Origin of the sequence: Clavibacter lycopersici (assembly GCF_003576405.1) — a bacterium.
Classification (GTDB): domain Bacteria; phylum Actinomycetota; class Actinomycetes; order Actinomycetales; family Microbacteriaceae; genus Clavibacter; species Clavibacter lycopersici.
Map to the genome: position 1 here is coordinate 1 of NZ_QWGT01000039.1, position 15,744 is coordinate 15,744.

A 15,744-nucleotide genomic window follows, 5' to 3' on the forward strand; every position below is an offset into this window, starting at 1 on the left:
GCGACGAGGCGGGGATCCGTGGAACCGAGCGTCCAGGCCCGGAAGAGCATGCCCGCCCGGAGCGCGTGCGCCTCGCCGCTGAGGTCGCCCGCGTCGAGGAGCAGCGTCGCGGCCTCGTCCGGCCGGCCGCGCGACGCCAGGATCTCCACGCGCACGCCCTCGGCGAGCATGCGCTGGTACGGGTAGCGCGGATCCGCGCGGTGCGCGATCTCCGTGGCGATGCGCTCGGCCTCGTCGGTGCGGCCGCGGAGCGCGAGCACGCGGGCGCGCTGCATGCCGATCCAGAGCCGCCACGTGCCGATGTCCGGTCCGATGAGGCGGTCGTCCGCGATGGTCAGCTCGGCCTCCGCGCGGTCGAGCCGGCCGAGGTCGAGGGCGACGCCGCCCGTGATCGCGCCGAGGACGGGGATGAACCACTGCGCGTCCTGCGCGATCGCCGACTCGACCCACGCGTCGAGCTCGCGCTCGAGGTCGGGGAGGTCGAGGCGGCAGAGGCGCCGGCTGAACGCGCTCGCCGACAGCAGCTCGAGGCGCGCCTCCTCGAGGAGGATGTCGGCGTAGGTCCCGCGGCAGTCGGCGCGGCGGGCGACCAGCGCGAGGCCCTGGTCGATGGCGTCGCCGAGCTCGGCGCCGCGCCCGAGGTGGCCGAGCGCGAGGACGACCGAGCGCTGCGCCCGGAGCTGCACGAGCGGGCTCGACGTGAGGGCGGCGGCGTCGCGGGCGGCGGTGAGCGCCGCCTCCCACTCCATCAGCCCGAGCGACATGGACGCGCCGATGACGCCGGCCTGCGCGCGCTCGTCGGGATCCGCGTCCGGGCCCTGTGCGATCCCGTCGAGCAGCCGTCGGACGCGGTCCGTCCCCGGCAGGGCGGCGTGCGTGGAGAGGACGCGCCAGTGGAGCGCCTCGACGCGCTCGGCCGGCGTGAGGGCCGCGGCGTCCAGCGCCTCGAGCACCTCCATCGCGCGCGCCGGGTTGCCGAGGACGGTGAGGGCGCGCGCCCTCTCGCAGGCCGCGTACGCGTCCGAGCCGCCGTGGCCGGCGACGCCGGCGAAGGCGAGCGCGTCGTGGGTCATGCCGACGTCGTTCGCCAGCCGCGCGGCGACGAGGTGCACGGCCGCGAGGGTGCCCGCGCCGAAGCGCTCGAGCGCGTCGCGCCGGTCGTCGTCGGTGAGCGTGCGGGCGATCAGCAGGCTCTCCTTGGGGCTGAGCGGCACCCCGTGGGAGGCCTCCTGCAGGAGCGAGCGGACGACCCGGCGGGTGAGGGCGTCGACGGCGTCCGGGTCGGTGCGGGCGAGCGCGGCCTCGGCCTCGAGGAGGTCGGCGCGGAGGATCCGGTCGCCCTGGGCCTGCACGCGTGCCAGGCCGCGGGCGCCGAGCACCCGCAGGATCGTCTCGCCGAACAGGCGGGCCGCGCGCTGGTACGGCACGCCGTCGAGGCGCGCGAGCAGCACGAGGGTGCTCCGCTCGTCGTCGCCGAGCATCGACACGCGCGAGGAGACCAGCTCCAGGATCCGGGCCCGCGGCGCGTGCGAGCTCGGGAAGGCGTAGCCCGTGACCGTCCGGTCGGTCCCGTCCGTCTCGAGCGCCTCGAAGGTCAGCTCGCGGACGAGGAACGGGCGGCCGCCGCTGCGCCGCTGGATCTGGACCCGTGTGGCCTGGTCGAGCGCGACCTGGCCCGCGATGGAGTCGATCATGCGGTCGACCTCGGCCGGGTCGAGCGGGGAGAGGTCGAGCCGCTCGGCGTAGCCGTTGCGCCAGAGGCCGAGGATCTCGTGGGACGCCTGCGCCGTGCGCGAGGCCGCGTCCCCGCCGGGCTCCGGATCCCGGGCCCGGAGCTGGCGCGCGTCGCCGCCGGTGTCGTCGACGGTCACGAGCAGGGTGCAGCGCTCGCTGGCGCGCGCGTCCGCGAGCGCGGTGCGCAGCTCGGGGGGCATGAGGTGGGCGTCGTCGATGACCACGACGGGTCGCGCCGCGGGCAGCGGGCGCGCGGAGCGGATCCCCGGGACCTGGTCGATGACCCGGCGGAGGACGTCCGCGAGGTCGGGCGTCGAGGCGTGGGCGCGGATCACCGTGAGGCCGTTGCGGGTGAGGGCGTCCGCCACGCGGCCAGCCACGTGGCTGCGGCCGGAGCCGACGCTGCCCGTGACGACGACGCTCGTGCCCGCCGCGAGCCAGCGCTCGAGCGTCTCGAGGTCGCGGGCGCGTCCGGCGCGGCCGGGAGCCGCGTCCTCGACGCGCGCGCTCGACCGGATGTAGGTGTGCGTCATCTGCTTCATGTGACCCCCGTCGCGGAAAGCGGTGGTCCACGCGGCATCCCCCGAGGCTGCGCGGTCCTTATGGATCCATCTTGCGCGGAATGCGGGGATCCGAGAAGCCGCACCGACCTTTACTGATCGGATGCGCCGCGGAAATAAGTAGTCGGCACTGTGGGGGACACGATCCGGCGCTCCTAGCGTGTACCTCATGTCCGGGCATGGGGATGCTCCGGACGGTGCGCTCCGGCGCACGATGCGTGCGACGCGCGGGAGGACGACGGCTTCGGGTGCCGTCGACCCGTCGCGTCGCCCGCGGCACGACCCGGTGCCTTCACAGCCCGGAAGCGGATGACGGCCCCCTCCGGGGAGGAGGGGGCCGTCATCCGGACGCGCGCGGGACGCGCGCCTGGCGGGTGCGGCTAGTAGCGCAGCCCCGCGATGGCCTCGGCGACGGGCTCCTCGCCCGAGACCGCCTCGAACTGCACGCGGACGCCCGTGCCGTCGACGAGCGCGGTCGCCACGATCTCGGCGACGTCGGCGCGGGGGATGGTGCCGCGGCCCGTGGACGTGCCCACCTGGATCCGGCCGGTGCCGGGGTCGTCGGTGAGGCCGCCGGGACGGACGATGGTCCAGTCCATGTCGCGGGCGCGGAGGTCCGCGTCGGCCTCGGACTTCGCGCGCTGGTAGATCTCGTAGGTGTCGTCGCTGTCGGGGTCGAAGCCGTCGACGGCCATGGCGGAGATCATGACGTAGCGGGTGATGCCCGCCTGCTGGGCGGCGTCGGCGAGCAGGATGGCGCCGTCGCGGTCGATGGTGAGCTTGCGTTCGGGGCCCGAGTCGGGCCCGCCGCCGGCGGCGAAGACCACGGCGTCGGCGCCCTGGAGCGCCTCGGCGACCTGGGCGACGTCGCTCTTCTCGAGGTCGAGCACGAGCGCCTCCGCTCCGGCGTCGGCGAGGTCGGACGCGTGGTCCGGGTTGCGGACGATGCCGACGGGCTGGTGGCCCTGGTCGGCGAGACGTCGTTCGAGCAGTCGGGCGATCTGGCCGTGTCCTCCGGCGATGACTATGCGCATGACCTCCACGGTACGCGCGCTTCGTGACCGGGTCCTGGGCGGGCCGGCGCCGACCGTCGGGGGCCGCGCGTCGGGTACACTCGGTGTCGGCTCCTCGCGTGGTGCCATCCAGGTGAACTCCCCCAGGGCGGAGACGCAGCAAGGGCAGCCGGGCTCTGGCAGGTGCGCGAGGGGTCTTCTCCTTTTAACACGCGGGTGTCCGTGCAGGCGACGCCCATAGGCTTGCGGGCATGGCTCGGAGCATCTACATCACGTCCGCCGAAGGGCACTCGGGCAAGTCGACGGTCGCGCTGGGGGTGCTCGACACCCTCACCCACCAGATCCAGCGCGTGGGCGTGTTCCGGCCCATCGCGCGCTCCATCGTCGAGCGCGACTACGTGCTCGAGGCGCTGCTCTCGCACGACGGCGTGGACCTCGACTACGACGAGTGCGTGGGCGTCACCTACGACGACGTGCACGCGGATCCCGAGGCCGCCCTCTCCCGCATCGTCGAGCGCTACAAGGCGGTCGAGGCGAAGTGCGACGCGGTCGTGATCGTCGGCAGCGACTACACGGACGTCGGCAGCCCCACCGAGCTGTCCTTCAACGCGCGCATCGCCGCGAACCTCGGCGCCCCCGTGCTGCTCGTGCTCACGGGCCGCCGCACCGACGAGACGGGCGGCCGCAGCCCCGACGAGATGCGCCAGATCGCCGACCTCGCCATCCCCGAGCTCGTCACCGCGCACGCGGGCCTCCTCGGCGTCGTCGTGAACCGCGCCGACCCCGAGCAGCTCGACGCCATCACGGCCGCGATCCCCGCCGCCGTCCCCGCGTCGCTGCAGGCGCGGGCGCCGCACGTGCCCGTCTGGGCGATCCCGGAGGACGCATTCCTCGTCGCCCCCACCGTCGCCGAGCTGCTCGACGCCGTCGACGGCACGCTCGTCAAGGGCGACGCGGCGCTCCTCAGCCGCGAGGCGCTGGGCGTCGTCGTCTCGGCCATGTCGATGGAGAACGTGCTCGCGCGGCTCACCGAGGGCGCCATCGTCGTGATCCCCGGCGACCGCAGCGAGGTGCTGCTCGGCGTGCTCACCGCGCACGCCTCCGAGACCTTCCCCACGGTCGCGGGCATCGTGCTCAACGGCGGGTTCGCGCTGTCGCCCACCATCGAGACGCTCATCGCCGGCCTCGACCAGACCCTGCCGATCATCTCCACCGAGCTCGGCACCTACGAGACCGCGAAGCGCATCACGCAGACCCGAGGCCGGCTCTCGCCCGAGTCCGCCCGCAAGATGGACACGGCGCTCGCCGCCTTCGAGCAGCACGTCGACACGTCCCGGCTGCTCGAGCTGCTGGACGTCAGCCGCTCCGACGTGGTGACGCCGCTCATGTTCGAGTACGGCCTCATCGAGCGCGCCAGGAAGGCCGGCAAGCGCATCGTGCTGCCCGAGGGCACCGACGACCGCGTGCTGCGCGCCGCCGGCACGATCCTCAGCCGCGGCATCGCCGACGTCACGATCCTCGGCGAGGAGATCGAGGTGCGCTCGCGCGCCATCGGGCTCGGCATCGACATCGGCCGCGCGACCGTGCTCAGCCCCTTCGACGCGGTGCTCCGGGAGCGCTTCGCCGAGGAGTACGTCCGCTTGCGGGCCCACAAGGGCATGGTGCTCGACATCGCGCGCGAGACCGTCACCGACGTGTCCTACTTCGGCACGATGATGGTGCAGCTGGGGCTCGCCGACGGCATGGTCTCCGGAGCCGCGCACACGACGGCGCACACCATCCGGCCGGGCTTCGAGATCATCAAGACCACCGACGGGGTCTCCGTCGTCTCCTCCGTGTTCCTCATGGCGCTCGCCGACCGCGTGCTCGTGTACGGCGACTGCGCCGTGAACCCGGATCCCACCGCCGACCAGCTCGCCGACATCGCGATCTCGTCGGCCGAGACCGCGGCGCAGTTCGGCATCGAGCCGCGCATCGCGATGCTGTCGTACTCGACGGGGGAGTCGGGCGCCGGCGCCGACGTGGAGAAGGTGCGCCAGGCCACGGCACGCGTGCGGGAGCTGCGGCCGGACCTCGCGGTCGAGGGCCCCATCCAGTACGACGCGGCGGCGGACGCGGCGGTCGCGGCCACGAAGATGCCCGACTCGCAGGTCGCCGGCCGCGCGACGGTGTTCATCTTCCCGGACCTCAACACGGGCAACAACACCTACAAGGCCGTGCAGCGATCCGCAGGCGCGGTCGCCATCGGGCCCGTGCTGCAGGGGCTGCGCAAGCCCATCAACGACCTCTCGCGCGGCGCGCTCGTGCAGGACATCGTCAACACCGTCGCCATCACCGCCATCCAGGCCGAGGGGATCGAGGCGGGCTGAGCGCCCGTCCGTCCCCTCGTCCGTCCCCATCCGCCGCACCCGTCAGGAGCCCCGCCCGTGCCCGTCGTCCTCGTCGTCAACTCCGGATCGTCGTCGTTCAAGTACCAGCTCATCGAGATGGACACGGAGTCCGTGCTCGCGTCCGGGCTCGTGGAGCGCATCGGCGAGGAGCGCGGATCCACCCGGCACAGGGCGGGCGGCGACTCGTGGGAGCGCGAGCTGCCCATCGCCGACCACACCGCGGGGTTCCAGGCGATGCTCGACGCGTTCGCGGAGCACGGCCCGTCGCTGGAGGAGGGGCCGCCCGTCGCGGTCGGCCACCGCGTGGTGCACGGCGGGGACGTGTTCGTCGAGCCGACCGTGGTCACGGATCAGGTGAAGGCCGACATCGACGACCTCTCCGCGCTCGCGCCGCTGCACAACCCCGGCGCGCTGCAGGGGATCGAGGCGGCCCAGACCGCGTTCCCCGACGTGCCGCACGTGGCCGTCTTCGACACCGCGTTCCACCAGACGCTGCCGGCCGAGGCCTACACGTACGCGATCGACCGCGAGCTCGCGGCCGAGCACCGCATCCGCCGCTACGGGTTCCACGGCACGAGCCACAAGTACGTCTCCGAGGCCGCCGCGAAGCTGCTCGGGAAGCCGCTGGAGGAGACCCGGATCATCGTCCTGCACCTCGGCAACGGCGCCTCGGCGGCCGCGGTCCAGGGCGGGCGCTCGATCGACACGTCCATGGGGCTCACGCCACTCGAGGGTCTCGTGATGGGGACCCGCTCGGGCGACATCGACCCCGCGATCCTGTTCCACCTCGCCCGCCACACCGACCTCGGCCTCGACGACCTCGAGACGCTCCTCAACCGGAAGAGCGGGCTGCTGGGTCTCACCGGACTCGGCGACATGCGCGACGTGCAGCGCGCCGCGGCCGACGGCGACGAGGCCGCGCAGACCGCGCTCGGGGTCTACCGGCACCGGATCCGCCACTACGTCGGCGCCTACGCGGCGCAGCTCGGCGGCGTCGACGCCGTGGTGTTCACGGCCGGCGTCGGCGAGAACAACCCGCTCGTGCGCCGCCGCTCGCTCGCGGGGCTCGAGTTCATGGGCATCGGGATCGACGACGACCGCAACGAGCTCATCAGCTCCGAGCCGCGCTTCGTGAGCCCCGAGGGGTCGCCCGTCGCGGTGCTCGTGATCCCCACCGACGAGGAGCTCGAGATCGCCCGGCAGTCGCTCGGTGCCACCGCCGGCTGACCCCGCCCCGCTCGTCCTCGAGGCCCGCGATCCGCACGGATCGCGGGCCTCGCGTCGTGCCGCCCGCGGCTTGCGACCAGTAGCGCCACTGGGATCCCTACTGAGCCGACTGCGTGGTGCGCGACCCCGCAGACCAGTGCCCCGCAGTGTTGTCCGTCCCGCGACCGGATGCGAGCCTCGAACGACCGTGGGTGTGGTGGGGGCCGCCCCGCGGTTACGCACGGCTGCGCCCACGAGCGCAGCCGGCCATGCAATCGAGGGGAACGCACATGGCTCTACACATGCCCAGGCGCAGAGGCAGCCTGGCGACCGCGACGGCCTTCGGGCTCGCCGCGGCGATCGTCGCGTTCGGGGGCACAGCGCCCGCGAACGCCGCACCAGGGGACACGGCGGAGGCCGAAGGGCGCTTCCTGACCCTGACGAACCTCCCGCAGGTGATCGCCCTCGACGGTGCGTACGCGTCCTACGGGCCCGGCGACACCGACGAGCAGGTGGAGGACGCGCCGCTGGACGTGGACGTCCTGAACGGGCTCGCGAACGCGCAGCTCGCCGCGGGCGTCACGCTCGGCTCGCTGCTCGATCTCGACCAGGCTGCGACCGCGGGCGTGCTGGAGCAGTACGCGTCCGCCGGACCCGAGGGTGCCACGGGCGCCGCCGGAGCCGTGTCGGACAGCGGCGCCATCCAGGTCGGACAGGGCGGCGGCCAGCAGACGGTCGTCGACCTCGGCTCGACCATCGCGTCCATCGGCGCGGACGACGTCCTCTCCGACCTCTCGCTGCGCTTCGGCGCCATCTCCTCGACCGTCACGTCGACGGGCACAGGGACGCCCGTCCCGGATTACGACATCGCGTCGGCCGACGCCGTGCTCACGAGCCCGCTCGTCGCGGAGATCAGCTCGCGGCTCACGACGGCGGTGAACGGGATCGCCCCCGGCATCGCCGGCTCGGTGGACGTCTCGGCCGCGACGGGCCCGCTCCTCGAGGACATCCTCGGGGAGAACGTGCTGACCGCGGCGCTCCAGGTCGGGACCCCCACGGTCACAGCCACGGCGAACGTGAACACGGCCGCCGTCGTGCAGGCCGCGCTCGCCGAGCCCCTCACGAACGAGGACGGCACCGTCTCCATCGACGTGTCCACCGGCACCATCACCGTGGACCTCGACCGCATCCAGGTGCTCAACGACCGGGCTCCCGGCACGTCGGTCCTCACGTCGGAGCTCCTCTCGAGCGTCGTCGACTCGGCGATCACGGACATCTTCACGGACGTGCTGCCGAACCGGCTGGTGACCGCGCTCCGCGCCTCCACCACGGTGAACGTCGCGATCACGGCGCCGCTCACGACGGGCCTCCTGAACCTGAACGCCGGAACGCTCGGCGTGGACGTGAACCTGTCGCTCGACCGCCTGCTCGGCGGTACGACCGGCACGGCACCCACCATCAGCCTCGCCCGCACCGCGCTGCTCCCGCCGCTCAACGCGACGGTGGACCTCACGGTGCTCGCACCGCTGTTCGACGACCTCGTCACCGGGCTCCTCGGCGAGAATGCCGACACCGATCTGCTGCCGGCCGTCGGCACCGCCCTCACCGGCGTCAGCACGGGCGTCATCACGGCGCTCGCCCCGGCCTTCCCGGTCGTCGACCAGGTGGTGAGCCTCACGGTCAACGAGCAGACGCCGGACTCCTTCGTCGACGGAGACGGCGTGGACGCCGGATCCTTCTCCGTGACCGCGCTGCGCATCACGCTCCTCGGGGACGGGCCGACCATCGACCTGGCCCGATCGACCGTGCGCGCCGTGCCTGCGCCCATCGCCGACGACGTGACGATCACGTCGCCGACCCCCGACCAGGTGTTCGAGCTGCCCGCCGGGGAGACGACCGCGGTCGTCCCCGTCACCGGCACCGCCGACCCCGACGCCGAGGTCACGCTGACCGTCGGCGGCGAGACGGTCGGACCGGTCGCGGTGGGCACCGACGGCGAGTACACCCTCACCCCGCCCGCCCTCCCGGCCGGCACCTACACGGCGACCGTCACCCAGACGATCGACGGACAGGCCGCGGGCTCCGCGACGGTGACCTTCACCATCGCCGCGGCCGCCACCGCGCTCACGATCACGACGCCGACCGAGGGCCAGGTCTTCCTGACCACCGCGGCAGATCCGACGGTCGACGTGCCCGTGGAGGGCACGGCGGACGTCCGCGCCTCGGTGACCGTCGAGATCCCCGGCCAGGAGCCGCAGTCCGAGCCGGTCGGCCCGGACGGCCTCTACGACGTGGCGTTCGCCGACCTCCCCGTAGGCACCTACACCGCGACCGCCACCCAGACGATCGACGGCGTGGTCCGCGGCACGGAGACGGTGACCTTCACGGTCGGCGCCCCCGCCGCCGCGGTGACCATCACCGCGCCGGAGGACGGCGACGAGATCCTCAGCGCCGGCCCCGTGCCGACGGCCGACGTCCCCGTGACCGGCGCCGCCGACCCGCGGGCCGTCATCACCGTCACGATCCCCGGCCAGGACCCGCAGTCCGAGCCCGTGGGCGACGACGGGATCTACGACGTGCTGTTCCCCGACCTCCCGGTCGGCGACTACACCGCGACCGCGACCCAGACCATCGGCGGCGTCCCCTCCGGGACCGCGACGGTGGACTTCTCGGTCGTCGCCCCCGCGGTGGCCGTGGTCATCGACGCCCCGACCGACGGCCAGGACTTCACGGTCCCCGCCGGCGGGAACGAGGTCGACGTGACCGTCACCGGCAGCGCCGACCCGCGCGGCACCGTCGTCATCGCCGTGGACGGACAGGAGCCGATCACGCAGGTCGTCGGCACCGACGGCCGCTTCGAGGCGACCTTCCCCGGTCTCACAGCCGCGGAGTACACCGTGACCGTCACGCAGACCATCGGCGAGGCCGCGGCCGGCAGCGACACGGCGGACTTCACCGTCTCCGTCGTCGGCGTCGACCAGGTCGTCATCGAGACGCCCGACGACGGCGACTTCATCCCGCTCCCCGAGGGCGACACGACGACCGTCGTGCCGGTCACGGGCACGGCCGACCCCGACGCCACCGTGACGCTCACGGTCGGCGGCACGACGACGGACCCCGTCGCCGTGGACGACGACGGCGACTTCACGCTGGCGACGCCCGCACTGCCCTCGGGCACCTACACCGGCATCGTCACGCAGACGATCGACGGCGTGGAGGTCGGCACCGACACCGTGACCTTCACGATCGGCGTGCCGGTGGTCATCGACTCGCCGTTCGACTTCCAGGTCTTCCCGCTCACCGGCGGGGCGACCACGCGGGACGTGCCGATCTCCGGCACGGCCGACCCGCTGGGGACGGTCACGGTCACCATCGAGGGGATCGACCCGATCACCACGGACGTGGACGCCGACGGGAACTACTCCGTGACGTTCCTCGGCCTCGAGCAGGGCACCTACTCGGCGACCGCCACGCAGACCATCGGGGACGCCCCCGCTGGTGATGACACGGTGGTCTTCGACGTCGGCGTCGACGGCGAGGAGGGCACCGACACGGACGGCGCGGTAGCCGCGGTGGACGTGGACGGCGACGGCGCTGACGTCGACGGCGGCGTGGACGCGGACGGCGGCGCGGACGCCGACGCGGTCGACGCCGACGGCGCTGTCGATGCCGCCGGTGCGGACGCCGCCGACGCAGACGGGACGGATGCTGCAGGCACGGACGCGACGGATGCCGCTGGCACGGACGCAGCCGATGCCGATGGTGTCGACGCGACGGACGCTGCTGGCACTGACGCGACGGACGCTGCTGGCACTGATGCGACGGACGCTGCTGGCACTGACGCGACGGATGCCGCTGGCGTCGACGCGACGGATGCTGCTGGCACGGATGCCACGGACGCCGCTGGCGCCGACGCGACGGACGCTGCTGGCGCCGACGCGACGGACGCTGCTGGTACCGACGCGACGGATGCCGCCGGCACTGACGCGACCGATGCCGATGGTGTCGACGCGACGGACGCTGATGGTGTCGATGGTGTCGACGCGACGGACGCTGCTGGTGTCGACGCGACGGATGCCGCTGGCGCTGACGCAGCCGATGTCGATGGCACGGATGCGACGGATGCTGCTGGTGTCGATGCGACGGACGCTGCTGGCGCTGACGCAGCCGATGTCGATGGCACGGATGCGACGGATGCTGCTGGTGTCGATGCGACGGACGCTGCCGACACAGACGCGACCGATGCTGCTGGCGCTGACGCGACCGATGCTGCTGGCAGTGACGCGACGGATGCTGCTGGTACCGACGCGACGGATGCTGCTGGTACCGACGCGACGGATGCTGCTGGTACCGATGCGACCGATGCCGCTGGCGCGGATGCGACGGATGCCGCTGGTACGGATGCGACGGACGCCGCTGGCGCCGACGCGACCGATGCCGCTGGCGCGGATGCGACGGATGCCGCTGGTACCGATGCGACGGACGCCGCTGGTACCGATGCGACGGATGCTGCTGGCGCCGATGCGACGGATGCCGCCGGCACCGACGCGGCGGACGCTGCAGGTACGGATGCGACCGATGCCGCTGGTACGGATGCGACTGATGCCGCTGGCGCGGATGCGGCGGACGCTGCAGGTACGGATGCGACCGATGCCGCTGGCACGGATGCGACGGACGCCGCTGGCACGGATGCGACGGATGCTGCTGGTACCGACGCAACCGATGCTGCTGGTACCGATGCGACTGATGCCGCCGGCACCGATGCGACGGACGCCGCTGGTACCGATGCGACGGATGCTGCTGGTACCGACGCGACCGATGCCGCTGGCGCGGATGCGACGGATGCCGCTGGCGCCGACGCGACCGATGCTGCTGGCGCGGATGCGACGGATGCCGCTGGCGCCGACGCCGCCGACGCCGCCGACGCGACCGACGGATCCACCGACGGCGCGGAAGCCACCACCCGGGCGGTCGTCCGCTTCACCGAGATCGTCCGCGGAAGCGGGTCGATGCAGATGGTCGACGCCGTCGGCTTCATCCCCGGTGAGACGCTCAACGCGACGGTGTTCTCCACGCCCAAGCCGCTCGCGCCGCTGGTCGCGGACGCCCAGGGACGCGCGACGTTCGTCTTCGAGGTCGGCCCCGACTTCGAGCTCGGCGACCACGAGGTCGACGTGATCGGCGTCCGGTCCGGGATGGCCGACGAGATGATCACGCAGTTCCGGGTCGTGGCATCCACCGTCCCCGCCGGCCAGCCCGGCACGGGACTCGGGGGAGGCGGCGGCTACGGCGGCGGCATCCTCCCGGTCACGGGCGGCGACGGCGACGGGATGCTGCTGCTCGGCGGCATCGCGCTCCTGATGATGCTGACCGGCGCCGGTGCCCTGCACCGAGGCCGCAGCCGACGGGTGTGATCCACCTGAGCTGAGCGCGAGGACGGCGGGCGGTCCGGCGAGAGCCGGGCCGCCCGCCGGATCCGCGTCACCGGCACGACCCGCACGACCGCATCACCCGCACCACGACGACCCACCCGACGCACCAGGGGGACGGCTCACGATGACCGACACGATCCACGACCGCGACGCCGGTCTCGACGCCGCGCACTCCGTCCCGCCCCCGCACGAGCAGGCCCCGCCTGCGCCCACGACCCTCACGCGCGGCGCCCGGATCGGCACGGCCGTCGCCGCCCTCGTCGTCGTGATCTACGTCGCGACCTCGATCCTCATGGTCGTCCCGCAGGGCGACGCCACCCGCGCCCTCACGGCCGCCGCCCGCCCCTACTTCAGCCAGCAGTGGAACGTCTTCGCCCCGTCGATCCAGAAGACGAACCGCTACCTCGAGATGCAGGCCCAGTGGCGCGACGACTCCGGCTCGCTCGTGAAGAGCGAGTGGGTCGACATCACGCGCGCCGAGTACGAGGCGGGGGAGGGCCGGATCCAGCCCTCCCGCACGGTGAAGCAGAGCGCCAACCTGCTCAAGACGTACACGGAGAGGTTCGGCCGCCTGACGCCCGAGCAGCGCGTGATCGTGCAGGACACCTTCATCCGCCGCGCCGACACCGACTCGGGGTTCGCGGCCAAGACCGCCGTCTCCCTCATCGACCAGCTCTCGGCCCTCGACGAGGGCAGCCGCGGCCGTGTGATCACGATGCTCCGCGCCGACTACGTCCTCAAGGAGTACACGACCTACTGGGCCACGGCGTGGTTCGGCCGCGACATCGAGCGCGTCCGCTGGCGCGTGGCCACCGAGCGGCCCAACGACTTCGCCCACCGGTCCGACGACCAGCAGCAGTTCGAGACCGTCACGCGCACCTTCGGGTGGCGCGAGGCGGACGACGTGATCGACCCCCAGGCGCTCAGCGTGTACCAGGGCGTCGTGGAGAGGTACGCACGATGAGCGCGAGGACGCACGAGCCCACGACCACCCCGAAGGCCGTGGCCGCGGGATCCTGGACCGGCCGCGCCCGGCCCGCCCCCTCCTCCGCGCGCGCGGCCCGCGTCCGACGGCTGCTGCAGGACCGCGAGCTCCTCACGGCGCTGCGGAACCCGGGCGGCTGGCCCCGTGGCATCGCGACCTGGATGACCGAGCGCGAGCACGCCACCTTCAGCTTCGCCGCGCTCCGCATCACCCTCGGCGCCGTGATCCTCCTGGTGCTCGTCACGTGCTTCGCCGACCGCCACTACCTGTGGGGCGTCGGATCCCGCTTCATCGACCCCGAGGCGTCCCGCCGCGGCTGGCTCCCGATCTTCACGGGCCTGTTCTCCAAGACCGACGCCACGCTCTTCGACCTGGCCTACCTCCTGCTGGTCGTGCTCGCCGCGCTGTTCACGCTCGGCTGGCGCACGCGCATCGTGACGCCGTTCCTCCTCCTCTTCTGGATCGGCCTCTCCACCAACAGCACGCTGCTCACCAACGGCGGCGACACCGTGCTGCGCCTCACCCTCTTCTTCGTGCTGTTCGCCGACCTCTCGCGGCACCTGTCGCTGGACGCGGTGCGCCGCCGCCGCGAGCTCGAGGCGGGCGCCCCGCGTCGAGCGCCGGGCAGGCACGTCGAGGCGGTGCGCTCGCTGGTCGACCGCATCCCGCGGCTCGTCCGCGTGCTCCTGCACAACACGGCCCTGGTGCTCTGCGCGTACCAGATCATGCTCGTGTACGTGAACTCCGCGATCCTCAAGCTGCAGGGTCCGGAGTGGCGCGACGGATCCGCGACCTACTACTCGCTGATCATCGAGGGCTACCGCCCGTGGCCGTGGCTCAGCGACCTGCTCGCCCAGGCGACCCCCGGGGTCGTGCTCGCGAGCTTCCTGGCCGTCGCGTTCCAGGGCCTGTTCCCGCTGCTGATCCTGTGGCGGCCGACCCGCGTCGTCGCGCTCGTGGTCATCACGGGCATGCACGTGATGATCGGTATCCTGCTCGGGCTCTGGCCGTTCTCCCTCGCGATGATCGCGCTCGACTTCCTCTTCATCCGGGACGCGACCTGGCGGGAGGGGATCGCGCTCGCCCGCCGGGTCCGCGCGGAGGCGCCGGGACGGATCCGCGCGCTGCGCGAGCGCCGCTCCTCCCCAGCCGCGCCCGCCGAGGTCCCGGCGGAGACCTGACCCCGGCGCGGTCGGACGGTCGGGGGTGCCCGGTATCCTCAGGATCGTGGTCACCGCCCTGTATCGCCGTTATCGGCCAGAGAACTTCGCCGAGCTCATCGGCCAGACGCAGGTGACGGATCCGCTGCGCACCGCGCTCCGCACGAACCGCGTCAACCACGCGTACCTCTTCAGCGGTCCGCGCGGCTGCGGCAAGACCACGTCGGCGCGCATCCTCGCGCGGTGCCTCAACTGCGCCGAGGGCCCCACGGACACCCCGTGCGGCGTCTGCCCCAGCTGCGTCGAGCTCAGCCGCGACGGCAGCGGGTCCCTCGACGTGGTCGAGATCGACGCCGCGAGCCACAACGGCGTCGACGACGCGCGCGACATCCGCGAGCGCGCGGTCTTCGCCCCCGCGCGGGACCGCTACAAGATCTTCATCCTCGACGAGGCGCACATGGTCACGCCGCAGGGCTTCAACGCGCTGCTGAAGATCGTGGAGGAGCCGCCGGAGCACGTGAAGTTCATCTTCGCCACCACCGAGCCCGACAAGGTCATCGGCACCATCCGCTCCCGCACGCACCACTACCCGTTCCGGCTGGTGCCGCCCGCCCAGATGCTCGACTACGTGGAGCACCTGTCGCGCGAGGAGAGCGTGCAGGTGGCGCCCGGCGTGCTGCCGCTCGTGGTCCGCGCGGGCGGGGGATCCGTGCGCGACACCCTCTCCCTGCTCGACCAGCTCATCGCGGGCTCGGAGGACGAGAGCGTCGAGTACGAGCGCGCCGTCGCCCTCCTCGGCTACACGCACGCGGCCCTGCTCGACGAGGTCATCGACGCGGTCGCCCGGCACGACGCGGCCGCCGCGTTCGCGGGTGTCGACCGCGTCATCCAGACCGGCCAGGATCCGCGTCGCTTCGTGGAGGACCTCCTCGAGCGCCTCCGCGACCTCATCATCGTCGGCGCGACCTCCGTCGAGGGCGCCGCCGCCGTGCTCCGCGGCACCCCGGAGGACGAGCTCGAGCGCATGCGAGCGCAGGCCGTCGCCTTCGGCGCGGTTGAGCTGTCGCGCGCCGCCGACGTGGTCAACGCGGCCCTCACCGAGATGACGGGCGCCACGTCCCCACGCCTCCACCTCGAGCTGCTGGTCGCGCGCGTGCTCGTGCCCGCCAGCGACGACACGCACCGCGGCGCCCTCGCCCGGGTCGAGCGCCTCGAGCGCCGGGTCGGCGTGGCGGACGGGGGAGCGGATCCGGCGCCTGCCGCG

At 73.1% G+C, this 15,744-nt stretch carries 8 protein-coding genes and 1 other RNA gene; 7 read left to right on the forward strand and 2 right to left on the reverse strand.

What is annotated here, in order from left to right:
- Positions 1-2,276 (reverse strand): P-loop NTPase family protein (locus tag DZG00_RS04530; protein WP_199689792.1); only part of this gene is annotated, 2,276 nt, incomplete at its 3' end.
- Between the two features lie 398 nt (positions 2,277-2,674).
- A complete protein-coding gene (locus DZG00_RS04535; protein ID WP_119381288.1) occupies positions 2,675-3,328 on the reverse strand; it encodes an SDR family oxidoreductase in 654 nt (217 codons plus the stop codon).
- 85 nt (positions 3,329-3,413) lie between these two features.
- Between DZG00_RS04535 and ffs the strand changes: the two genes are divergently transcribed.
- The 7 genes from ffs to DZG00_RS04570 form a co-directional block, all read left to right on the forward strand.
- Positions 3,414-3,510: signal recognition particle sRNA small type (gene ffs, locus DZG00_RS04540), an RNA gene on the forward strand.
- A 48-nt stretch (positions 3,511-3,558) separates the two neighbouring features.
- Positions 3,559-5,676, forward strand: coding sequence for a phosphate acetyltransferase (gene pta / locus DZG00_RS04545; RefSeq protein ID WP_119381287.1), 2,118 nt, complete (start codon positions 3,559-3,561; stop codon positions 5,674-5,676).
- Positions 5,677-5,733: 57 nt separating this feature from the next.
- Entirely contained in the window at positions 5,734-6,924 is a 1,191-nt protein-coding gene (locus tag DZG00_RS04550) for an acetate/propionate family kinase (RefSeq protein WP_119381286.1), read from the forward strand.
- A 281-nt stretch (positions 6,925-7,205) separates the two neighbouring features.
- Entirely contained in the window at positions 7,206-12,317 is a 5,112-nt protein-coding gene (locus tag DZG00_RS04555; protein WP_233548839.1) for a choice-of-anchor G family protein, read from the forward strand.
- A 142-nt stretch (positions 12,318-12,459) separates the two neighbouring features.
- On the forward strand, positions 12,460-13,299 hold the full coding sequence (locus DZG00_RS04560) for a DUF5819 family protein (RefSeq protein ID WP_119381284.1): 840 nt from the start codon (positions 12,460-12,462) through the stop codon (positions 13,297-13,299).
- Complete coding sequence (locus DZG00_RS04565; protein WP_119381283.1) at positions 13,296-14,501, forward strand: HTTM domain-containing protein; 1,206 nt, start codon at positions 13,296-13,298, stop codon at positions 14,499-14,501. Before DZG00_RS04560 ends, DZG00_RS04565 begins: the two co-directional genes overlap by 4 nt.
- Before the next feature lie 46 nt (positions 14,502-14,547).
- Positions 14,548-15,744 (forward strand): DNA polymerase III subunit gamma and tau (locus DZG00_RS04570; RefSeq protein ID WP_119455415.1); only part of this gene is annotated, 1,197 nt, incomplete at its 3' end.